Annotated in this window: 21 protein-coding genes and 1 tRNA gene; 19 read left to right on the top strand and 3 right to left on the bottom strand. The window is 43.6% G+C overall.

Annotation, left to right across the window (positions count from 1 at the left end; all coding sequences use genetic code 11):
• The first annotated feature begins 23 nt into the window (after nucleotides 1-23).
• The gene (locus tag ABUE36_RS10435) at nucleotides 24-329 is read left to right on the top strand and encodes a hypothetical protein (protein ID WP_178942776.1); all 306 of its coding nucleotides are present in this window, start codon (nucleotides 24-26) and stop codon (nucleotides 327-329) included.
• On the top strand, nucleotides 326-4,141 hold the full coding sequence (locus tag ABUE36_RS10430; RefSeq protein ID WP_421016699.1) for a tape measure protein: 3,816 nt from the start codon (nucleotides 326-328) through the stop codon (nucleotides 4,139-4,141). Before ABUE36_RS10435 ends, ABUE36_RS10430 begins: the two co-directional genes overlap by 4 nt.
• Nucleotides 4,142-4,166: 25 nt before the next feature.
• Here ABUE36_RS10430 and ABUE36_RS10425 read toward each other — a convergent pair whose 3' ends face one another.
• Nucleotides 4,167-4,445: a hypothetical protein gene (locus ABUE36_RS10425; RefSeq protein WP_178942774.1), complete on the bottom strand. Its 279-nt coding sequence runs from the start codon at nucleotides 4,443-4,445 to the stop codon at nucleotides 4,167-4,169.
• Nucleotides 4,446-4,500: 55 nt separating this feature from the next.
• Here ABUE36_RS10425 and ABUE36_RS10420 point away from each other — a divergent pair, with 55 nt between their 5' ends.
• From ABUE36_RS10420 to ABUE36_RS10365, 12 genes are all read left to right on the top strand, one after another.
• Nucleotides 4,501-5,412, top strand: a complete 912-nt coding sequence (locus ABUE36_RS10420) for a phage tail domain-containing protein (protein WP_421016698.1) — start codon at nucleotides 4,501-4,503, stop codon at nucleotides 5,410-5,412.
• Nucleotides 5,372-6,592 (top strand): phage tail protein, encoded by a 1,221-nt coding sequence (locus tag ABUE36_RS10415; protein ID WP_421016697.1) that lies wholly within the window; start codon nucleotides 5,372-5,374, stop codon nucleotides 6,590-6,592. The genes ABUE36_RS10420 and ABUE36_RS10415 overlap by 41 nt, the downstream gene beginning before the upstream one ends.
• Complete coding sequence (locus ABUE36_RS10410) at nucleotides 6,567-7,589, top strand: hypothetical protein (protein ID WP_421016696.1); 1,023 nt, start codon at nucleotides 6,567-6,569, stop codon at nucleotides 7,587-7,589. The genes ABUE36_RS10415 and ABUE36_RS10410 overlap by 26 nt, the downstream gene beginning before the upstream one ends.
• Complete coding sequence (locus ABUE36_RS10405) at nucleotides 7,589-8,536, top strand: hypothetical protein (RefSeq protein WP_421016695.1); 948 nt, start codon at nucleotides 7,589-7,591, stop codon at nucleotides 8,534-8,536. The genes ABUE36_RS10410 and ABUE36_RS10405 overlap by 1 nt, the downstream gene beginning before the upstream one ends.
• 208 nt (nucleotides 8,537-8,744) lie before the next feature.
• Nucleotides 8,745-10,628, top strand: a complete 1,884-nt coding sequence (locus tag ABUE36_RS10400) for a GDSL-type esterase/lipase family protein (protein WP_421017483.1) — start codon at nucleotides 8,745-8,747, stop codon at nucleotides 10,626-10,628.
• A gap of 40 nt (nucleotides 10,629-10,668) precedes the next feature.
• Entirely contained in the window at nucleotides 10,669-11,742 is a 1,074-nt protein-coding gene (locus ABUE36_RS10395) for a hypothetical protein (protein WP_421016694.1), read from the top strand.
• A 13-nt stretch (nucleotides 11,743-11,755) separates the two neighbouring features.
• Complete coding sequence (locus tag ABUE36_RS10390) at nucleotides 11,756-12,085, top strand: hypothetical protein (protein ID WP_421016693.1); 330 nt, start codon at nucleotides 11,756-11,758, stop codon at nucleotides 12,083-12,085.
• A complete protein-coding gene (locus ABUE36_RS10385) occupies nucleotides 12,078-12,218 on the top strand; it encodes a hypothetical protein (RefSeq protein WP_421016692.1) in 141 nt (46 codons plus the stop codon). Before ABUE36_RS10390 ends, ABUE36_RS10385 begins: the two co-directional genes overlap by 8 nt.
• Nucleotides 12,219-12,241: 23 nt before the next feature.
• A complete protein-coding gene (locus ABUE36_RS10380) occupies nucleotides 12,242-12,685 on the top strand; it encodes a hypothetical protein (RefSeq protein ID WP_421016691.1) in 444 nt (147 codons plus the stop codon).
• Entirely contained in the window at nucleotides 12,678-13,028 is a 351-nt protein-coding gene (locus tag ABUE36_RS10375) for a hypothetical protein (RefSeq protein WP_421016690.1), read from the top strand. The genes ABUE36_RS10380 and ABUE36_RS10375 overlap by 8 nt, the downstream gene beginning before the upstream one ends.
• Nucleotides 13,018-13,587: a phage holin, LLH family gene (locus tag ABUE36_RS10370; RefSeq protein ID WP_421016689.1), complete on the top strand. Its 570-nt coding sequence runs from the start codon at nucleotides 13,018-13,020 to the stop codon at nucleotides 13,585-13,587. The genes ABUE36_RS10375 and ABUE36_RS10370 overlap by 11 nt, the downstream gene beginning before the upstream one ends.
• Nucleotides 13,568-14,848, top strand: a complete 1,281-nt coding sequence (locus ABUE36_RS10365; protein ID WP_421016688.1) for a GH25 family lysozyme — start codon at nucleotides 13,568-13,570, stop codon at nucleotides 14,846-14,848. The genes ABUE36_RS10370 and ABUE36_RS10365 overlap by 20 nt, the downstream gene beginning before the upstream one ends.
• Nucleotides 14,849-15,127: 279 nt before the next feature.
• Here ABUE36_RS10365 and ABUE36_RS10360 read toward each other — a convergent pair.
• Nucleotides 15,128-15,199: transfer RNA gene (locus ABUE36_RS10360), tRNA-Arg, on the bottom strand.
• Nucleotides 15,200-15,524: 325 nt separating this feature from the next.
• Here ABUE36_RS10360 and ABUE36_RS10355 point away from each other — a divergent pair.
• Together ABUE36_RS10355 and ABUE36_RS10350 are read left to right on the top strand one after the other, a co-directional pair.
• Nucleotides 15,525-15,950, top strand: a complete 426-nt coding sequence (locus ABUE36_RS10355; RefSeq protein ID WP_421016687.1) for a MerR family transcriptional regulator — start codon at nucleotides 15,525-15,527, stop codon at nucleotides 15,948-15,950.
• Nucleotides 15,943-16,269, top strand: coding sequence for a YrdB family protein (locus tag ABUE36_RS10350; protein ID WP_161001638.1), 327 nt, complete (start codon nucleotides 15,943-15,945; stop codon nucleotides 16,267-16,269). Before ABUE36_RS10355 ends, ABUE36_RS10350 begins: the two co-directional genes overlap by 8 nt.
• A 5-nt stretch (nucleotides 16,270-16,274) precedes the next feature.
• Here ABUE36_RS10350 and ABUE36_RS10345 read toward each other — a convergent pair whose 3' ends face one another.
• Complete coding sequence (locus tag ABUE36_RS10345) at nucleotides 16,275-16,595, bottom strand: DUF898 family protein (RefSeq protein ID WP_161001639.1); 321 nt, start codon at nucleotides 16,593-16,595, stop codon at nucleotides 16,275-16,277.
• 163 nt (nucleotides 16,596-16,758) lie between these two features.
• On the opposite strand from ABUE36_RS10345, the gene ABUE36_RS10340 reads away from it, so the two are divergent.
• The 3 genes from ABUE36_RS10340 to nrdG all read left to right on the top strand — a co-directional run bounded on the left by ABUE36_RS10340 (nucleotide 16,759) and on the right by nrdG (nucleotide 20,550).
• On the top strand, nucleotides 16,759-17,577 hold the full coding sequence (locus ABUE36_RS10340; protein ID WP_421016686.1) for an aldo/keto reductase: 819 nt from the start codon (nucleotides 16,759-16,761) through the stop codon (nucleotides 17,575-17,577).
• 236 nt (nucleotides 17,578-17,813) lie between these two features.
• On the top strand, nucleotides 17,814-20,024 hold the full coding sequence (nrdD, locus tag ABUE36_RS10335; protein ID WP_161001641.1) for an anaerobic ribonucleoside-triphosphate reductase: 2,211 nt from the start codon (nucleotides 17,814-17,816) through the stop codon (nucleotides 20,022-20,024).
• On the top strand, nucleotides 19,969-20,550 hold the full coding sequence (gene nrdG, locus ABUE36_RS10330) for an anaerobic ribonucleoside-triphosphate reductase activating protein (protein ID WP_161001642.1): 582 nt from the start codon (nucleotides 19,969-19,971) through the stop codon (nucleotides 20,548-20,550). Before nrdD ends, nrdG begins: the two co-directional genes overlap by 56 nt.
• Nucleotides 20,551-20,802 lie beyond the last annotated feature (252 nt).

The following is a 20,802-nucleotide window of genomic DNA, read 5'->3' as shown; positions in this document are numbered from 1 at the left end:
AAGGTGCCCGTCGTTATATCGGCGTGACGGACGTTAATGTCTTTTACGATATGACGGTTCATGAATATAACACCATGTTAAAAGGTGCGTTACTGGCTCGAATTGATGATTTGTATGCGCAAAAGCAAGCTGCTAGTTTTACTCGGCCTGTCCTGCTAGCGGACGGTGAGAAGAATCAAGATTACGAACAACAAATTACAGAGAATTTGAAGCGGCAGGAAGCCAAGATTAAACAGCAGTTTGACCCATACTTTATCAAGCAACAGAAGGCTCGTAACGACCAAAACATGATGCTTTATCAGTTAATGCACGGAGGTGACAGCAAGTGAGTGCCGATTATGTAGTTGACCAAAAGGTTCGGTGGTCATTCGTTGATGACGTCACCAGTCCATTAACCCGTGTCAAACAGATGCTAACCGACGCTAGTAACTTAGTAAATGGATCTGTGAGTCCAACGAAAGTTCTAGAAGATGCCTACAAGATGTTAGGCACATCCGGTTCAGAATCCATCAACAAGGTTGTAACAGACGCTAAGGCGTTACAATCCCAAATGACCAGCATTCCTAAAGATACGAAACTTGAAGTTACTGCTAACACCAGTGAAGCGCTTGACCGTGCTAAACAGCTCGAAACAAATATTAAAGATTTGCCGAAAGACACTTTAGTTAAGGTCAATGCCACTACTGAAGCTAACAAGATTCTAGATTTCAAGAAGGATATCGGGGATGTCCCAACTACCCACAATACCAATCTAAAAGTTACCGATGAAGTGACGGAGCCAATTAAACGGGTTAATACAGCAACGTCTGAAGCCAGTAAATCTGGCAGTCGTTTAAAAGATGTATTAACGGGTACTTTTGTTGGTTCAATGATTAGTACTGGAGTCATGACGTTAGGGAGCAAGATTGTTGAGTCAGCCAAGAGTGGTCTTGAGTTAGCTGAGGCCGGTGAACAGACTACTCGTGCATGGTCGGCAATGGGTGTACCTAAAGACCAAATTAAAGACTTATCCAACAACATGGTTGAATTGCGTAATGAGAGTGGATTTGCTGCTGGAGACATTAAGAATATTCAGAAACAATTCTACGGATTTACGGGTTCGGCAGGCTTAACCGAAAACTTAACACGTGGTGTTACAGCTTTGGCGGTTGCCTCTGGCAAGGGCTCTGAGACCGCCGATGGATTAACTGGTTCATTTAAACGAATAGAATCACAGGGAAAGTTAACGAGTATGGCCTTTGCTCGGATGACTGCGCAAGCTCCGGCCTTACCTAAGCAATTAGCTTCAGCTTTGAATATGAGCCAAGACCAATTAAAGAAAGCAGTCGCCGACGGCAGCATCTCAGCTGATCAATTTACTCAAGCAATTGCTAAGATTGGTGCCTATTCTAGCCAAACATTTGCTGATTTTGGTAAAACCGGCGAAGGGGTCATGGCACAAATTAAAGGCGGATGGATGGGTGTTAAATCAACACTTATGCAACCGCTAGTTGATACTAAAACATCAGGTCTAGAATCTGTTCGAAACCTATTACAGTCCAAAGATATGACGGCTCTGGCTCATTCAGTTGGCGAAGGCTTGTCATACATGGCTACGCAAGCAGCTAATGTGATTAGCTATATTGCTGCGCATCAAAAAGACATTAATGGGATTATCCAAGATCTGACCCAAATTGTAGTTATTCTGGCAAAATCGATTTGGTCAACGGTCAGTGGCATCGTTAAAGATATTGCAAGTGCGTTTGGTTTGGTCAGTGATAGCGCTAAGAAGTCTGGTGACCCACTGAAACAGATTGAATCAGCTTTGGATGCAATCTTGAAACACAAAAGTGCCATTCAAGAGTTCGGCAAGATTCTGGTAGCCGCCTTTGCGGTGAAGAAAATTACGGGATTTATAAGCGGCTTTCAAGACTTGCAGAAGGCTTTTGAAAAAACGGCTGCATTCTCTACCGCACAGAAGTCAATTGCAGCGTTTGGCGACACATTAAACTCAACAGGTAAAATCTTTCCAGCTTTTGGGTCCGCATTAAAGGCTGTTCCATTTACGATTTGGATTACAGCTATTTCAACTATTGTGATTGCCTTGGTCGAGCTGTATAAACACAATGCTAAATTCAGAAATTTTGTGAATGGGATTGTGGATTCAATTAAACAGTTCTACAAAGATGCAGTTAAGTGGTTGGGGGATGCAATTAGCTGGGTTCGAAAGACCTTTGGACCGTTCTTCAATGAAGTGGTTAAAGCCGTTCAAAGTGTTTGGAAACAGATTGAACCCGTTGTCTCCGTTGGTATGAAGATTATTAGCTCTGCCATTCAACTGGGCATTGATTTGATTGTTGATGTTTGGAAGATTGGCTGGGGGTTGGTTTCGACCTATCTCAAAGTTGTTTGGGCAATCATGAAACCAATTGTTGACCTTGGTATGGCAGTCATTAAGAGTGTCATCTCTGGTGCGCTTAAGGTCATCGAGGGCTCATGGCGTGCTGTTTGGAATGCTATCGTTGTTATCCTAAAAATGGCATGGGCTGTGATGAAACCACTCGTTCTTGGTGCGATGAATGCGATTGCTGACATCATTAAATTAGTGTCAGATATCATCCATGGACGTTGGAATAAAGTCTGGGGTGACATTAAAGCCTATTACACCGATATTTGGAACGGTATCTCTGGAGCTATTCATGGTTTCATGAGCACGATTCTTGATGTTATCAGTCATGTTCTTGACGCCATCAACACTGTTTGGCGTTCAATGTGGTCAGGATTAGGCGACTTCTTTAGCGGCATTTGGAAAGGCATCAAGGGTGCAGCACAAGATGGCATTAACGGTGTCTTAAACGTTATTAACGCTGGTGTTGATGCCATTGATACAGTTTGGAAGTTCTTTACCGGACATGAGACCAGCATTCATCACTTGAAGCCGGTTAAGTTCGCTCAGGGTGGTGTGGTTCATACTCGCTTGTCCATGATTAACGATGGAGCTGGTCAGAACTGGAAAGAGCTATTACAGTTGCCTACCGGAGAATTGAAGATGTCTCATCAACGTAACGCTGTTATGCCGCTACCAGTTGGTACTCGTATCTACAATGGGGATGAGACGGCTAACATCATGCATTCAGCCGGTGTCCAACACTATGCTGATGGTGGGATTGTTGGTGACGCCATTGATTGGACAAAGGGTAAACTGTCTGACATCGGTTCATGGATTGGCGACAAGGCTGACGCTGTTGAAAAATTTATGAAAGACCCGCTAGGTAATATCTCAAAGGTCTTGCATAAAGCGACTGATGGACTGTTCAAAGGAGCTGCTAGCTTTGGTGACTTAGCCACGGGCACAATCGATAAACTTGCTTCCGTTGCAGTCGATAAATTCAAAGACATGCTGAGCCAAACTCAGAAAAAAATTGAGTCCGAGAATACTAATGGACCATCAGGGCCAGCAGTTGATCGTTGGCGTTCAGTTATTGGCCAAGCAACTGATATTTTGCATCATGCACCGCTTTCTGGTTCGCAGATTGGTCATTTGCTGTCTCAAATCGCTACTGAATCTGGTGGGGATAACAATATTGTTCAAAAAGTTTGGGATGTAAATATGGCGAACGGTAATCCTGCACAAGGGTTACTGCAATTCATACCCCAGACATTCGGACAGTGGGCTATCGGTGGTCACACCAACATCAAGAGCGGACTTGATCAGATCATTGCCGCCATTCGTCGTTTGGACGCTATGGGGACATGGAACTATATCGGTCAGGGTCATGGTTGGTGGACTGGTGGTCATCCGACTACCCCTCAATTGGCGCCAATCGCTGAACATGGGGATGAGTTCGTGGTTAACCCTCGGATGGGTAATGCCATGCAGCTCATCAATGAAGCTTATGAACGGACGGTACAAGAACAGCCACAATTACGCAACGCAACCACACCATCTGCAACAGGTATGCAAGTTAACACTGCTAGCGCTCAATCAGATGAAAGTCATTCAGGTATATCAACCAAGTTGTTAGATACCATTATTGAACGGCTGACTGAAATTCGTGATAAGAATGATGACACATACCTGGATGGCGAAAAGGTCACTAAGACGACTGAGCGTTTAAGCGCTGGTCGTTATCGAATGGCCGAAGCGCAAGGTCAAGCATAATAAAAAGGCACCCGCTGGGGTGTCTTTAGTTTTGTTTGATGCCATCTGCATAGCCAAAAACGGTTATTTTTGCTCCTGTTTCAGCTCCCGCGGCAGTGAATTTCAAATTTGCGAAGCCGTCTAAATTTCTTTCCCGGCATTTACTTTGCAGGTCTTTTAGAACTTTTAACTGTGCTCCAATGCCGGAAGCAGTTATTTCTTCTGAAATTAGTATACTTTCAGAATGATATCCTTCTGGCACTGGCCCAACAGTTTCAATTAGTTTAGGTTTGTTGTCACTTTTACCGAATAATGGCATCATCATTACCTCGCTTTGTTTGATGGCCTAATTTTATCATAAAAGAAAGGAGGCGCGTATCGTGCAAGTGTTTTCGCAAAGTACCAATAAACCACATGCTTATCGGTTCAGTGAGACCGACAACAAGTTACCATTCAATCCAGTTGAGTATGCTATCAGCACGGACGGTGTGAACTGGGTGTCATGCTTTGATGTTCCTGATTTGAAGAACGTTTATATGTATGATGCTGTACTACCTGATTTAACGCCAGCTGAAACGTATCAAGTAATCGGTCAACAAGACGGTCAAACGTTGATGGCTTCCCGTTATGATCAACGGGACATTGTGACACAGTTCTATGCTTTTGGCGAAGATGAAAACGACCAGTCGCTAGGTTATCAAGCACTAGAACGTTTTCTGTACGCCCGTGATGAGTATTGGATTACGTTTGCTAATCATGCTGGTTTGAAGTTTAAAGTGAAAGCCAAGACGTTCAAGCCAACGTATCCCAACGACAAGGATTTCTATGCCACTGTGACGTTCAACAACTCTGCTGGGGTTGGTCAAACGTTGGGAACGACGCAACAGATAAATGATTTTGACTCACCAATCTGGGCGTTAGGCCAAGGTATTGAGATGACTGGTAGTGTGCCACAGTATACGTTCAACACAGATAGTTTTACTGTGATGAATTTTGGCGACATTATGATTGAACCCGATATTAAACAGCACCCGTTAGTGATCACGATTCATGCGAATGGTAAGCCATCGCTGACTAATCAGACGACAGGGCAAACGTTCACGTGTAATCGTCAAGTAAGCACAGGGGATGAACTCAAACTGGCTGGTGTAAATCCATTCATCAATGGTCAACAATCTGGGATTGATACGAATCACGGCATCATCTCATTACAGCGTGGTGCTAATCAGTTCACCTTGACTGGTTGTACTGATGGCACTGTTAGTTTCGATACGCCGTTCTATTATGTTTAGTTATCCTTCATTGGTGGTGCGTGAACGTAATGGTAATAGCGAGGAACGATTGAACATTAATGACGCACACGATTCATTTCAGGATGCTTGGTCGCTGAACCAGTCGATGGAGTTATCGTTGACAGCACGATTGTTGCCAGGGTACACGTCTGCTTTCAATTTATTACAAACGCAAAACATGATTGTTTATGGTGGGCAACAATACGTCATTAAACAGGCTAGTCCAGCTGTTGATGCCGGTATCCTCACTAATCAGGTCAAGGCTGTTCACATTATGTATGATGTGCTAAAGAATGTTCGTAAAGAGGATATCAATGCTGGTACGCTGACCTATTCGTTTCAAGATGTTTGCAGTCAATTTGTGAATGGCAATGATCAGGGTGTGACGGTTGATTATGACGGTAGTTTTCAGTCAGTACAAATTGAGAACTTGGGGAACACCTCGTTTCTCGAATTCTTGACGAGTTATCTAGACAAGTTTGGTGCTGTTATGGTGCCAGACAATCTGCATATTCACTTTTATTCACGTGACACGTTTCGTCATGAGACCAACAACATGTTTGTTTATGGTGGCAATACGGACGCGGTTCATCTGTCAACGGACTCAAGTAACTTGATTAACCAGTGCTGGTGCTATGGTAAGCCAGTTGATAACGAGAATAGTTCTTCAAACAATGACTTAACCAAGGGTAACTACCAGGTTAAGTTTTTGTTTTCCAATCAAGACAGTATCAACAAGTATGGTCTGCATCGTGGACCAGCTATGTCTGATGAACGATTTACCGACCAAGGGTCAATGCAACAGTATGTTCAGTCGACGTTACAGACCGAACCAACATTGCAATTGACGATGCAGTATCTCAGTCGAACTGTAATCAATAAAGGGGATGGCTGGTATTTACGTGCACCTAGCATCGGACTGGAACGTGAGGTTACGGTGACAGGAATTACCCAGAATCCGTATAACCCAGCGTCGATGCCAACGATTACGCTAGACAACACGTCAGCAGCGTTACGTAGTATTTCGTTAACGTTGAGTAATCGAGTACGTGACCACGATAACCAGATAACTAATCTGACTGCGATTGCGAACAACATTCGTGTCAATGAAGAACATTTTCCGGGTTTAAAAACGATTGATGGAGGTGTAAGTGATGTCCAGTACCAACCAAACTCATAAGCGCTATTTACAGGAAGCTGACGGGACGGTTTACTGGCCGATTACTGCTTGGGATGCCGTTGTTGGTAAACCTGATGGCTTGGTCGATAAGCCCGCACTGGACGCGGCCATTGCTGGCATTCAAAAGCCTAACTTGAGTGGCTATCTGACGCAAGCGTCACTGGCAGGTTATGTAGTAAAAAGTGAGCTACCAGACTTCACTAAATTTGCGATGAAAACTGACCTGCCAACTTTTGACCCGAATACTGTCTACACAAAAGACGAGGTTAACAACTACGTTAGCCAATCGGTTCAGAATTCTTTATCCACGTTCTTGAATGGCGATTACGCAAAGGCCATAGCTCAGTTGAAAGAGCTGTCTGATGCCTTGAGTGGTGATCACTCTGTTTTAGCGGGCTTACTTACACAATTAAGTAATAAGGCGAATGTAGGTGACAGTTATCTTAAAAGCGAGGAAGATGCCAAGTTTGCGACTAAGGGTGAAGTAAGTGTTGCCATCAATGGCTTGAACAAGTTCGACCCGAATAAAGTGTTCACCAAGGATGAAGTAAACGCCGCAATCGTCAAAGCGATTGGTGACCTGCAAGATAAGATTTATGGCGGGGATGTCAACGCGGCATTAGACACTATCAAGGAATTGCAAGACGCTTATAACGGTAGCAATACCATCATTCAACGATTGCTTACTCAGTTAGGCAATAAGGCCAACGTCGGCGACAGCTTTACTAAAGACGAAGCGAAAGCCACGTTTGCGACGATTGCTACTGTTCAGACTGCTATTGACGGTCGATTACCAGCAATTGACAGTAATTTTGCGATGCAGATACTCATGGAAGGGTTAAAGGTGACACCTAATTTTACTACGGGGCATCTGGACTATGAGACCACACCAACGACCGACAGCACGATAACTGGTGCCATGATGAATTTGTATTTAACGAAGATAAGTTTCAGAGAAGATGAGAAAGGACATTTGATTACGGAGGTGACATTTTAATGGCGGACATTGGCAAGGTGTTCCCAACGCTGAATGGCACATGGAGTGCCACAACGCAGTATGAACGCATGAGCGTCGTGTTTTATCAAGGGGCCAGTTATATGTCGACTAACAATACGCTGAGTGATGAGCCTGACAAAAGCTCGAACTGGCAGAAGATGGCCGACAAGGGTGATGTTGGTAAAGACGGTGATCTAGGTCGTTTGGGTGGGGATGTCATTCCCATCAACCAGTTCACAGCTCAAGCACCAAACTTAAGTATCAATGATGACGGGACGCCTGAAACAGCATTACAAAACTATTCACCTGGCTACTCGTATGAGATTGTTAGTCCCAAATCTGACGGTAAATATCATTTACTGTATCGTGACTTTACGGGACAATCCGGCACACTAAAGGTGTTCTTTTACACAGACAAGCGAACTGCTGACAAGAGTGTGACTAAGGACATTACAGGTACGGATTTCACACTTAAGCTTGATGATCTGATTGATGCATCTGACATTGGTAAGTACGGTCGGGTTGGGATAGCAAGTTCACATGGTATGAGCCAGAAAGTTGCGTTATATTCGGAGTATGTTGATCTAGATATGTATTTGCCACCAATTAACAAGATTTTGAACGACGATACAGGTTGGATTAGTGTTGATGGCAGTAGTTATCCGAATAACACGCCAGAAAAACAATATGGCGGGGTGCGTTACCGTGTTTTGGGGCAGGTCGTTACGATTGAATTCTATATTGATCATATTGCAACGGGAAACGCGTTCAACATACCGCCTGAATATGCACTAGGCGTGCCAATATGGGGTAATTATTCACGTGGTGGAAATGTAAGATATTCTTTGGAAACAGATGGCAGTTTTAATATTGACGCACCTGCTGCTGGTCAAAGCTATGATTCAAACAGTTATCTAAGCGGTGTCATCACATATTTAGTCGGTTAGGGGGTGGGTGTATCAAAACAAAGGCAGAAATATTAAACCGGTGGAAACCGATAGATCAGAAAGACTTAGCTGATGCAATCCAAGCTGCCAAGCCAGATATTCAGCAGATGGTGAATAAGGCCAATCGGCTAACATCACCAGATGGTAGCATATGGGCGCCAACGATTGATAACGATGGGAAAGTGACATGGAAGAAGGTTGAAGGTTGATGGTTAGCTCACTCATTATGCTGGGGGATTCGATCACCCAAGGATGGGACGGCACCAAAGGTGTTGCTCACCCAATGTCATACTGGATTGGTAAGGAATTAAACATTTCCGTCAAAAACTGGGGCTGGGGTGGTGGTCAAATAGTTGGCGATCGTGATTCGGACTTGCTGCCAAACATTCGATCAGTTGACTTCACGCCCTATGATGCAGTATCAATCGGGTATGGTGTGAACGATTTCGACGATATTTCTGATAGTCTTGATACGATCACTAAGCAACTGGCTGTTGCGTTAGAAACGTTGCTGGCAAAAGCACCGAACATACAAGTGTTTGGGATTCTACCAACACCTGTTTTTGCTGGGGTGCCTAATCAGAACACGGTTAAAAATTCAAACTACACTGAAAATGAACTCATTGATGAACTAACTAATGTGTATGTTTCGTACGGGATCAATGTACTTGATTGGCGTCTTGACCCGATTATCACTGCTGCTAATCATGCCACCACATTGGGCGATGGTGTGATTCATCCAACGCAGGCTACTTATGATTTGATGGGTCAAAGAGTGGCAGAGTTTATCCACAATCCAAGGACGCCCTTGGAGATCATGCAGTCCTACAAGTATGTCATGGCCGCTTTCAAAGAACGTCAAGATTTGTGGGGGACATGGGGTGGCCGATTACGTATGATGCTTAGCAACGACGGAATGACATGGCGTCAGTTACCAACGGCGTACCCAGACCATCAAGTGCGCGACCCATCTATAGTAAAGATAGGTGACACGTACTACATTATTTTTACAACTGGTTTATTGCGGACAACTGACTTCGTTCACTATGACGATATGAATTGGAGTTGGTCATGGAAGTTGCACAATTATTGTTGGGCACCGGAGTTCTTCACGGACAATCGAGGAATAGTACGGGTGCTCTATGCTGGCAATCCAGAGGGGACTGATGATCAATGGACAATGAACCTGTATGTAGCCGACTTCGATCCAGCAGTTGGCCCAGTTGAAGGCACTGAACGTCAGTTGACTGGTGACATCATTAGTCTAAGTACGATTGATGGTAACCTGACTTATTTCAACGGAAAGTATCATCTGTTTTTTGATGATAACAAAACCGATGGCACAAGCTCATTACACTATGCCACGGCGACCGAGATGTTAGGCCCATATACTACGCAACCTGCCAATATCAATGAAGACAAGAATAGCTACGCGTTTGAAGGCCCAGAGTTATTTTTAAGTGATGAACTTGGCCCCCGCCTATTGCTTGACCCATTTGGTGCTTCAAATGATCCCAAGACGGCCTGGCATTCGGCGGGACATTTAGGAGAGGCTATGAAGCCAATCGAGTCACCGGACTTTCTGACTTATGGCAATTACCAAGTGCTAAGCAGTGTTAATGTTGATCCATTTCAAATAAGGCATGCAGGGCTAATGCTCGACATTGCTAACATTAGGTACAATTACTTGTTTCGAATTGACAATGCCGCTTATTTAAAACCGGTTATTAATCAGACCTTAACGGCGATTAACGATACATTGCTTAGTATTAACGGAACGGTTGCAGATAACTATGGTAGCTCACAGTTTTCAGTTGAACAGGTACCATTAATCACTTCGGATAAGCTCGACCGCGATTTTCGACTGCAAATGTTGGCTGCCTTTAAAGTCGCGTTTGAGGCGCTTAACACGGTTGGCAAGTATGTTAGTCAATACAACGTGGCACAGGCTGATGAGACCTTGAACATGAGCATGGTGCCCCACGCATTGCTGATTGATGCAGAATGGGTAAAGATGTATAACCGCCTAGTTACTAAAATTGAACAACGATTAGACAAGTTAAATCAAACAATTATTGATGTAGGACTGTAGTGGCAGTCCTTTTTATGCACAAATGGAAGGAAGTTAAAAAATGGCACAAGATTCAGCAGGACGCACAATTGTACCAGCAGGTTACAACGGGAACTTCGAAGTCATTGACATGAATTTCAACGATGACACAAAAGTTATTCAGATTAACCAGTTAAATGGCCGTCAAGGTGATACACGCACGGCACGGATTAAGACAGTTCAAGATAATCAAGCAGGAACTGGCATAGTTGCCTACAGTATTGACGGTTTACAGCCGCAAATTGTTGGTAAAGACGCAAAAGGTAACACCATTCAGATTGCAGGAAATTGGAATCCGATTAACGTCAATTTGGGGCTGTTTTCAATTACCGCACCAGCCAATGTGTATCAAGCAGTTGGCTTAACTCAAGGCTGTTACTTACGATTGGTTGATGGTAGTGGCAACGTAATCAGTTCAATTCCGGTTATCTTTGAAGTTATTCAAGATAGCTCAAGCATGACAAATTATGAAGCCGCAGCGTTCTTGCAAGGTGTTGATAGTGTTGCACAGCAAGGCATCGAAAAATTTGATTCAGCTAACACGCTTGCACAAACAGCTAAGGACGTAGCCAATCAAGCCTTAGTAGCAGCTAAACAAGCTGACACCGATGCAAAAGCACAAAACGTAGTCAAAAATAATGGTGATCAAGTTGTTATTGCGCCTGACTTTAATACTCCCGATGGTGGAAAACTTAGCGACTGGAACAATTTTAACAAAGCTAGAAAGCTTACTTTTTATGGCCAGTCAGACATTCTTCTATCAGGAAATGCTGTTTTTGACAACGACAACACACCGGAAATTATTAGCTTAGAAACGGACCAGTACGCCGACACGAGCGTATCAGTGGAAATTTACTTTACACAAGCATTGAAAGCCGACGCTATTATGCAAATATTCACAGTCCCTCAGAACTTATTAATTGATTCTTTTTCCGCTGGCAATGGAGTTTATTCAGAATTTATTAATGGCATTGGCTGCCATGTTTTTGCTAGAAATCACACATTTTACATTTATCCATACAGCGACGTGCCAATGACTGATAGCATCGGTACAAATCGACTAATGATTAACTTCAGAACAATTTGGAAAAAGTAAAGAGGGACAAATAATGCTATTAAATAATGATGAAGTAATTTTACTAGACAATAATCATCACTTTGTTAACTGTATCAAAAAGGCCAACGTAACAGCAGCGCAATTAACAACTTCAGTTGAGCCAATTGCTGACGGTCAACACCCTTATTTTGATACTGATAAGCAAGAGTGGACTGATGAACCGGAACACGCCGCAGCTCCTGATGCAACGGCGCTACTGGCAGCTCAAGTGGCCGCCTTAGATCAGAAAGTAGACGCAGGAACACAACAACAGGCCTTGCTCGGTGCACAAATCGCACAAGCATTAGCCGCACAACCAAAGGAGGAAGTAGCTCATGCATAGTCAAATGTTCGAATTAGTGAAGTTGTGGCACGAATCAGCGCCAACCGTTTGGAATGACGCAATGTTGGCCACCGCAGTTAGCATCAAATGGATCACCGATGCTGAACGTACTGAGATTATTCAAGGCAATTAGCTGAGTGAAAGGGGTGAGGCTGTGTGCTAGTCAGATTTTTCAAGAATCATTTTTGGATTGAACAAGGCACCGAAACCCTGTGGATGGCTTGGTATCTTGAATACTTTCAAAATTCATTTGCGGCTCATGATCATCTGTGGATTGACAGCATGTTCGGCCACCTAGATGATCCGTGGGTACCGATGATTCTAACAGCAATTGGAATTTTCGCACTGATTGTTGGCATCTGGGACCTACACAGGTTCTGTGCCCGTCAAGTTATGGTCGGTAGTCTTCAATTTGTATGGACACTGTTTGCTGTGGCTTTTGTTTGGCATGATATTCAAGTGGGCATGTTAGGTTGGATGACTGGCATCAGTATTATTGTCTGCATCAGAATATTTGTGAATTACATCAAGCCAACGTTTCATGGCAAGATGTTAGAAAATGAAATCAAATTGGTAAACGGCGGTGATAAGCGTGAATGAAATTACTATTGCGTTAATTACTGCTGTTGTAACCGCAATTGCAACGATTAGTGCTCAATGGCTAGTGAACAAGAGCAATGTTAAAGTAGCCAACATCGAATCATACCCAGACATGGCAGAACAATTAAGTAAGGCGATTGAACAGAACCTTGCCATGAATGCAAAACTGACTGAAGCAACTGAAAGACTTAGTGATGCGACTGCTCAAACGAAACAATCAAATGAAAACTTGGTCAAGGCTACTGCCGTCATTCGTGAAATGGTCGACGAGGTCAAACGCATTGGCGGTGACGCCTCTGTTGGCATTGCATACCTAAAGGAGAGAAATAATAATGAACAGTAATTTTTGGAATGATCTAGTAACGCTCGGTGTAGTCACCGGGCTTTTTTCATGGCTTTATTTTGGCTTATTGTCGCCAGCAGTCCATCAGTGGATTGCGACACAGAATGCTTCTAAGGCCAAACAAGTTGAGGAGTTATTGATTACTCTAGCAGACACTGCTGTACGTGGCCTATCAGTCAATCTGGCTGCTACTGGTGCTGACAAGAAAGCCGAAGCTGTTAAGCGAGTTAACTCTGCATTACTGGCTAAGGGTATCAACGTTGATACACAAAGAATTGCTGACACGGTTGAACGGTCATTTCAAGGCTTTGCACAAACAAATGCGCCAGCACTTGCCAACGCCCAGTCAGCCTACGAACAGCAGTCTACTGTGGCCGCATCTCAAATGGCTGCAGCTCAAAGTGGAGACGTTTCAGTGGCTGAAAGCGTGGCTACGAGTGCACCGGCTGAATTGAATCCCAACAACGTTGGCAGCAACGTTAGTCAAGCACCAGTGAGCCCATTAACTTCGAATGCACCTGAAAGTGGGGCGACAACTAATGGCCAATCTGTTCAATGATGTAGCCGTTTTTCAACGCGACGATTTAGCGTTCTTTCAAGCACTGGCCGCCAAAGGCTCTAAAGCCGTAATTATCAAATTGACGCAAGGTAGCTGGTACGTTAATCCTAAGTTCGTTAACCAATACAACAATGCTCAAGCAGCTGGTCTGCAGGTACACGTTTACCATTACTTTACCGGCCAACCGAATGAAGCGCAGTGGTTGATTGCTAACATCAAATCTATGGGAATTAGTGGTGATCCTATCAATATCTTGAATGACGTTGAAGATCCGTCACTGGTTTGGAATCCAATGATTGCGGTTAATCTGTTCACACAACAGATGATTGACGCTGGTTATGGAGCTGACATCAATTGGACGTATGGTCCTGCTTCGTGGTTCAAAGAAGGCCGGTTAGCAAAGAGTCAGCTGACCGCTAAGCATATCTGGCCGGCTTCTTATGGCACATCGCAACCCGGTGTTGATGATGCCGAAGCGTGGCAATATACGGATAACTTCAGTGGCATGTCAGTTGACGCTTCATATGATTTTAGCGGTCTACTTACTTCTGGTCAGACACAGACAGCAGGTAAGTGGGTTAATGGATCACAAGGCTGGTGGTATCAAAACGCTGACGGTTCATACCCTACAGGATGGTCACAGATTGACGGTACATGGTATCTGTTTGATGGTTCTGGTTGGTTACAGACCGGTTGGCATTATATTAACGGCAAATGGTATCTGTTGAACGACCAACACGATGGCACGTTTGGCGCGATGTTAACCGGTTGGCAGTTTACGAATAACCAGTGGTATTACTTGAATCCTACTAACGGGGATTTGCAAACTGGTTGGATCAACGATGACGGGAACTGGTACTTTAGTGACCGGTCAAACGGGACGATGCAATGGGGTTGGCTTAATGACGCTGGCAACTGGTATCTACTAGGTGCTCATGCCGTCATGCAAACAGGCTGGTCACAGTACAATGATCACTGGTACTTGTTTGATGATCACGGTCGTATGTTAACTGGTTGGCGAGAAATCGACGGCAAGTGGTACTATCTCAGTCCAACGAACGGCATTATGCAGCAAGGCTGGCTGCAGCTGGATAATCAGTGGTACTTCTTCAATGATGATGGCTCAATGTCAACGGGATGGGTATCACGACCACAGGCACCACTGTGGTATCACTTTGACGACAATGGTGTGATGCAAACCGGCACGCAGACGATTGACGATAAGCAATACACGTTTGATGAAAATGGGAAAATGAAATAAAAATTGAATAACTAGTTTTGCTGATAATTTAGGCGCTCATTCCGTAATTGGAGTGAGCGCCTTTTTTGTGTCGTATAATTTTTCTATTTTAAATTAATGAAAATTATATAATATGTATCTGCCAAAGTTCACTGTCTCTAATTTTTAAAACGAAAAAGCAACGGATAGCAACGAAAAGGCAACGAATTAGACATTTACTGTCCATATACGAATCGATGATAAACACTTCTATATCAACGATAACAAAGGTTAATCACATACTAACCAACGACTCAAAAATGCGCTTGGGGGGAATCGAACCCTCATCTCAAGAACCGGAATCTTACGTGCGATCCATTACACTACAAGCGCAAACCGTTTATACCAAACAGGTACTTTACTATATTAGCGAAAACGGTTCGGAAACACAAGTCTATTTAACCGATTTTCAATGGAATTGGTTGGTTCCCGGTTGAAAGGGAAGTTAGCTCTGCTTATGAATGACCAACTATTTGTCAGTTTGTCTGCACTATAAACGACAGTGTGCATTGATGTCAGTAAGCTCATTGAAAAGACTATCAAATTTCATAATTATGTTTTTAACGCTTTCTGTTGTTAAATATCTAAAAAATGTTGCCGTAAATTGCTTGACCCTTGTCTGTACACCAATGTTATATTGAGCGCAATGTTAGTGCTGATGAATCGAAAGGGAAAGCAGATGAATATTGCTCAATTTGCTAGGTTAGCAGGATGCACTGTTGAAACGCTAAGATATTATGACCGGGCCGAACTGTTTCAACCGCTCCGACGTGGAAATGGGTATCGTGACTATGCTCAGACTGATTTAGATGTCGTCAAAATGATTATTAATCTTCGTAAAGCCGACGTTGACGTTAAGACGATTAAACAAATAATGGTCCTTTTCAAAACGCCGGTGACAACGGCATGCTACGATGACACACTTTCATTTATTGCCGGACAAAAACAATCTTTTAAAGAAAAGGCCGAATTGTTTACGCGGTTGGCAAAAATCACCAACACTTTGCAGTCACAGGTGATGAATGGCGAACCCTTAACTACGCTTCAAACAACCTTGAAAAAGGCAGGCGAGGGAAATGCTTAAATTGGCAAACGATGGTGTTCGTTTTGTATTCGAACAGGCCACCCTGTTATTGATTGTTTGGAGCGGCTTCAGAGGCAATTTAGCGAGTAAATTGATAATTGGTATTTTAATTCCAATTGTTGCCGTCATTTTTTGGACGCGGTTTATGGCGCCAGCCTCTCCCAAACGTTTGACAGAAAGTCGTCGAATAATCGCCGAATGTGTTTTATTTGGTGGCACAGGTATTTTGGTCGCTCAAAAATTTAGTTCAAAATTGGCAATTGTCTACTTGATCATGATTGCGATTAATACAGTTTTGGACCATGCGTTAAACGCATAGTCGACTTAGTTGATGAAACGCGTATTTTTGGCTTTCCAGTCATTTAGTTTGATGCGAACCCAGAAGCTATAAATGCCTAGCGTAATAATTGACAGCAACAGCCACTTAATCCAGTTGCCAAATAAACCAACGGCAGAACCAGTAAATTGCATTCGGTGGCCATCAATGACCGTATGGTTGATTCGCCAGCCGTAGAGCATCGTAATCGACCACGGATAACAAATGCCTAAAGTGAAAAAGGTGACAAGAAAGCCTAAAATTGACCAACCGATGTAAGCGAGTAAACCACCATCAAAGAAAGAATTGCGGCCATATTTCATTTCCATAGTAGAAACCTCGTGTTCATAATAATAGTTTAATAACTTGATTCTACTAATTCCGGATTGTGTTAGCAATGAGTTTCGCTAGATTCAGCCGACTTGACAGGTCGTAGGCAATCCGGTTTATGATAATCTTGTTTGAATGTGAAAACTAAGGAGAGGTGCGCAGATGGGTCAAACAAAATTTGAATTACCTAAAGTCGGTTTCGGTACGTATCAACTGACGGGTGAAACTGGTATGAACACGATTAAACAAGCCATTAATACAGGATACCGCTTAATCGATACGGCTATTAGCTATGAAAATGAAGGGGCGGTGGGTGCCGCCATCAAGGCCAGCGATGTCGACCGTGACCAGTTGATTGTGAGTTCAAAGTTACCCGGTCACGACTACCATCATGACGACGCGATTAGTGCCGTTCAGGAATCTTTATATCGAAGTGGCTTAGATTACTTCGATTTGTTTCTATTACACTGGCCCAATCCTAAACAAGATTTGTACGTGGAAGCTTGGACGTCTTTGATAGAAGCGCAACGCCGTGGGTATGTGAAGTACATTGGTGTTTCAAACTTCACCGGCGAATATATTGATCGTTTGCGAAATGAAACGGGCATTCAGCCGGTGGTCAATCAGATCGAACTTCATCCGTACTTTAATCAAGAAGCGCAACGTCGGTATGACTACGTAAATGGCATCATCACCGAAGCATGGAGTCCACTGGGACGGGCCTCGGCGATGTTGAAAGATCCGGTGTTGCAACAAATTGCTAATAAACATCAGTGTGGCGTTGGTCAAGTGATTTTGCGCTGGGAACAGTCGTTAAATGTCGTGCCATTACCTAAGGCAGCACATGTTGATCGGCAACGAGCAAACTTGAATTTGGATGCAATTGATTTAGACCAGGCAGACATCACTGCAATAAATCAACTCACTAAGCCTGATGGACGGACGTTCAATCAGGATCCCACGGTTTACGAAGAATTTTAAGCGAGTTGTGGTGAAATTTTGTAACACAAAAGCAATAAACGAACGATAAAGCGAAAAAATGACAACCTGTTGTGCTACACAACAGGTTGTCATTTCGTTATCTAGGCAATTTTGTCTTTGAATCATTTAATTGCACACCATATATAGTTATCCACAGGATATCCACATACTACATATTGATTTAACGCTCGCAACCAGTATTATAAATACTATCATCAATAAAAGGTTGTGAGCGAATGGAGAATGTTCAAATTACGAATCCCTTGGCAATATTAAAATTGTTGCCAGTTCAAAAACGCGGCGGGTCAATGACTCAATTTTACCCCTATAAGATTGTGTTTGTCCTCCACAAATTGATCAATGACGAAGATTTAATTAACGAAATTGAACATGACCTTGTGAATGCACTGCACGATTTAGAGACTATTCCAACAGCAGAAATTCACCGCGTTTTACATAATAGCTTATTGAAACATGATCAAGTGGAGGCTGCTGATGCTTATGAGGCCTATTTTAAGCATGACCAGGATCAATTTGCAGCAGCGACCAGTGTTGAGGCTCGTATTCAAAAGTTGTTTAGTCGGGACGCGGACGTGGTTCATGAAAACGCGAATAAAGACAGTCATGTTTTTAACACGCAGCGTGACCTTGAGGCTGGTGCGGCGAGTCGAGCCATTGGTTTAAAAATGCTACCAGATATCGTGGCTAAGGCTCATTTGCGTGGTGACATTCACTGGCATGATCTTGATTATTCACCAGTTACACCCGAGACAAACTGCTGCCTAATCGACTTCGACGAAATGCTGGCGCATGGCTTTAAAATTGGTAACGCGTGGGTTTCATCGCCACATTCCATTCAAACAGCGACCGCTCAAATGTCACAAATCATTGCCAACGTTGCGTCACTTCAATATGGTGGGTGTTCGGCAAACCGAGTTGATCAGCTACTGGCGCCATACGCACAACTGAATTATGACAAGCACATGGCGGATGCTGAACAGTGGGTCGCCGAAGACAAACGTGAGGATTACGCACGTCAGAAGACGCAAAAAGATATTTACGATGCCATGCAGGCCTTGGAGTACGAAATTAACACGTTGTACTCATCACAAGGGCAGACGCCATTTACAACGGTGAACTTTGGATTGGGAACCAGCTGGATTGAGCGTGAAATTCAACGGGCCATTTTACAGATTCGTATTAAGGGCTTAGGTAAAGAACACCGGACCGCAATTTTTCCGAAACTGATTTTTACTGTTAAACGCGGCCTCAACTTGAATCCACAAGATCCTAATTATGATATTAAGCAATTAGCAATTGAGTGTTCGACCAAACGAATGTATCCAGATCTCTTGATGTATGACAAAATCAAAGCGCTCACTGGCAGTTTTAAGACGCCAATGGGGTGTCGTTCTTTTCTCCAAGGATGGAAAGACGAAAATGGCGTGGAGGTTAACTCTGGCCGCATGAACTTAGGTGTGGTGACCGTCAACTTGCCGCGGATTGCGTTGTCTGCACACGGCGACAAGAAGCTGTTTTGGGATATTTTTGAAGAACGCATGGCCGTTTGTCATACGGCGCTGGCTTACCGAATTGAGCGGACGAAAGAAGCTAAACCGGAAAATGCACCGTTACTCTATATGTATGGCGCGTTTGGCAAACGACTTAAAGCGGACGACGACGTTGATGAGTTGTTCAAGAATGAACGGGCGACAATTTCGCTCGGTTACATTGGTCTCTATGAAGTGTGCACGACCTTCTATGGACCTAAATGGGAACATAATCCTGAAGCGCACGATTTCGCTGAAAAGATTGTCGCCGCACTGCGCGAAAAATGTAATCAATGGGCAAAGGCAAGCGGGTATCACTATAGTCTGTATTCCACTCCGGCTGAATCGCTGACTGACACGTTTGCCAAAGATGACATTGAGAAATTTGGTCGGGTGGCTGACGTGACAGACAAAGAGTATTACACGAATAGTTTTCACTATGATGTTCGTAAACACCCATCACCGTTTGAAAAATTGACGTTTGAAGAAGTCTTTCCAAAATATGCGTCAGGTGGGTTCATTCATTACTGTGAGTACCCGAACTTGAAGCAGAATCCTAAAGCTCTCGAAGCCGTTTGGGACTGGGCCTATGATCACGTCGGCTATCTAGGCACAAATACGTCTATTGACCAGTGCTTCAAATGTGGCTTTAAGGGTGAATTCAAGGCGACAGCTAAGGGCTTTGAGTGTCCACAATGTGGGAATCACGATCCGCAATATTGCGACGTGGTCAAACGGACGTGTGGTTATTTGGGCAACCCACAGCAACGTCCAATGGTTCACGGTCGTCACATTGAAATTACGTCACGGAAGAAAAACATGACTTCGGAGATGATTAAACATGCAGCAGCGTACGAAAGGACCAAACAATCCGACACCCAAAGAATGGCTCGCTAGTGAGCACAGTTTGGATTATGTAGCGGACTATAAACCGTTTAATTTTGTTGACGGGGAAGGGGTGCGTTGCAGCCTATACGTGAGCGGCTGCTTATTTCATTGTCCGGGTTGCTACAATGTGGCCGCACAGAATTTTCATTATGGGCATCCATATACACAAGATCTAGAGGACCAAATTATCACGGATTTGAGTCAGGATTATGTCCAAGGCCTGACCCTATTGGGTGGCGAACCATTTCTCAACACGCATGTTTGTATTCAGCTGTGCAAACGAATTCGTCGGGAGTTTGGCCACGATAAGGATATTTGGTCATGGACCGGTTACAAGTGGGACGAGTTGCTGAAGGATTCTGATGACAAGCTTGAGTTATTGTCGTTGATTGATATTTTGGTTGATGGTCGGTTCCTTGAGTCAAAAAAGGACTTAACACTGCAATTTCGTGGGAGTTCAAACCAACGAATTATTGATGTGCCTAAGTCGTTAGCTCAAGAACAGGTTGTTATTTGGGACAAACTCGTTCGTTAATTGCTGATGGTTATGTGCATGTTGATTGCCGGCTGTGGTGGGCAAGTATGCATACTCGTCTTGGGATCGGTTTATCGCTACGGTTCTTCATTTTTTGTTCTACGTATTTCACTTCAACGTTTGAGTTCTGCGAAAACGAATGTTCCGTAAAACATTTCAAAAGCTAGATGTTAAAATGGCTAGTTTTTGAAATGTTTTTCTGTCTAAGAGGCCAGTCGGTAGAAGGAGTTAATTAAATGCTCTTGAAACCGC

This window comes from Furfurilactobacillus cerevisiae, from assembly GCF_048961765.1.
Taxonomy (GTDB): Bacteria; Bacillota; Bacilli; order Lactobacillales; family Lactobacillaceae; genus Furfurilactobacillus; species Furfurilactobacillus milii_A.
This window is presented reverse-complemented; position numbering and strand designations above follow the sequence as displayed.

Coding starts and splice junctions, on each gene's coding strand:
- ABUE36_RS10365 (WP_421016688.1), top strand. CDS start 13,568: ATGGCCAATCTGTTCAATGATGTAGCCGTTTTTCAACGCGACGATTTA.
- ABUE36_RS10395 (WP_421016694.1), top strand. CDS start 10,669: ATGGCACAAGATTCAGCAGGACGCACAATTGTACCAGCAGGTTACAAC.
- ABUE36_RS10355 (WP_421016687.1), top strand. CDS start 15,525: ATGAATCGAAAGGGAAAGCAGATGAATATTGCTCAATTTGCTAGGTTA.
- ABUE36_RS10340 (WP_421016686.1), top strand. CDS start 16,759: ATGGGTCAAACAAAATTTGAATTACCTAAAGTCGGTTTCGGTACGTAT.
- ABUE36_RS10410 (WP_421016696.1), top strand. CDS start 6,567: ATGTCCAGTACCAACCAAACTCATAAGCGCTATTTACAGGAAGCTGAC.
- ABUE36_RS10385 (WP_421016692.1), top strand. CDS start 12,078: ATGCATAGTCAAATGTTCGAATTAGTGAAGTTGTGGCACGAATCAGCG.
- ABUE36_RS10405 (WP_421016695.1), top strand. CDS start 7,589: ATGGCGGACATTGGCAAGGTGTTCCCAACGCTGAATGGCACATGGAGT.
- ABUE36_RS10415 (WP_421016697.1), top strand. CDS start 5,372: ATGGCACTGTTAGTTTCGATACGCCGTTCTATTATGTTTAGTTATCCT.
- nrdG (WP_161001642.1), top strand. CDS start 19,969: ATGCAGCAGCGTACGAAAGGACCAAACAATCCGACACCCAAAGAATGG.
- ABUE36_RS10345 (WP_161001639.1), bottom strand. CDS start 16,595: ATGGAAATGAAATATGGCCGCAATTCTTTCTTTGATGGTGGTTTACTC.
- nrdD (WP_161001641.1), top strand. CDS start 17,814: ATGGAGAATGTTCAAATTACGAATCCCTTGGCAATATTAAAATTGTTG.
- ABUE36_RS10400 (WP_421017483.1), top strand. CDS start 8,745: ATGGTTAGCTCACTCATTATGCTGGGGGATTCGATCACCCAAGGATGG.
- ABUE36_RS10425 (WP_178942774.1), bottom strand. CDS start 4,445: ATGATGATGCCATTATTCGGTAAAAGTGACAACAAACCTAAACTAATT.
- ABUE36_RS10390 (WP_421016693.1), top strand. CDS start 11,756: ATGCTATTAAATAATGATGAAGTAATTTTACTAGACAATAATCATCAC.
- ABUE36_RS10370 (WP_421016689.1), top strand. CDS start 13,018: ATGAACAGTAATTTTTGGAATGATCTAGTAACGCTCGGTGTAGTCACC.
- ABUE36_RS10350 (WP_161001638.1), top strand. CDS start 15,943: ATGCTTAAATTGGCAAACGATGGTGTTCGTTTTGTATTCGAACAGGCC.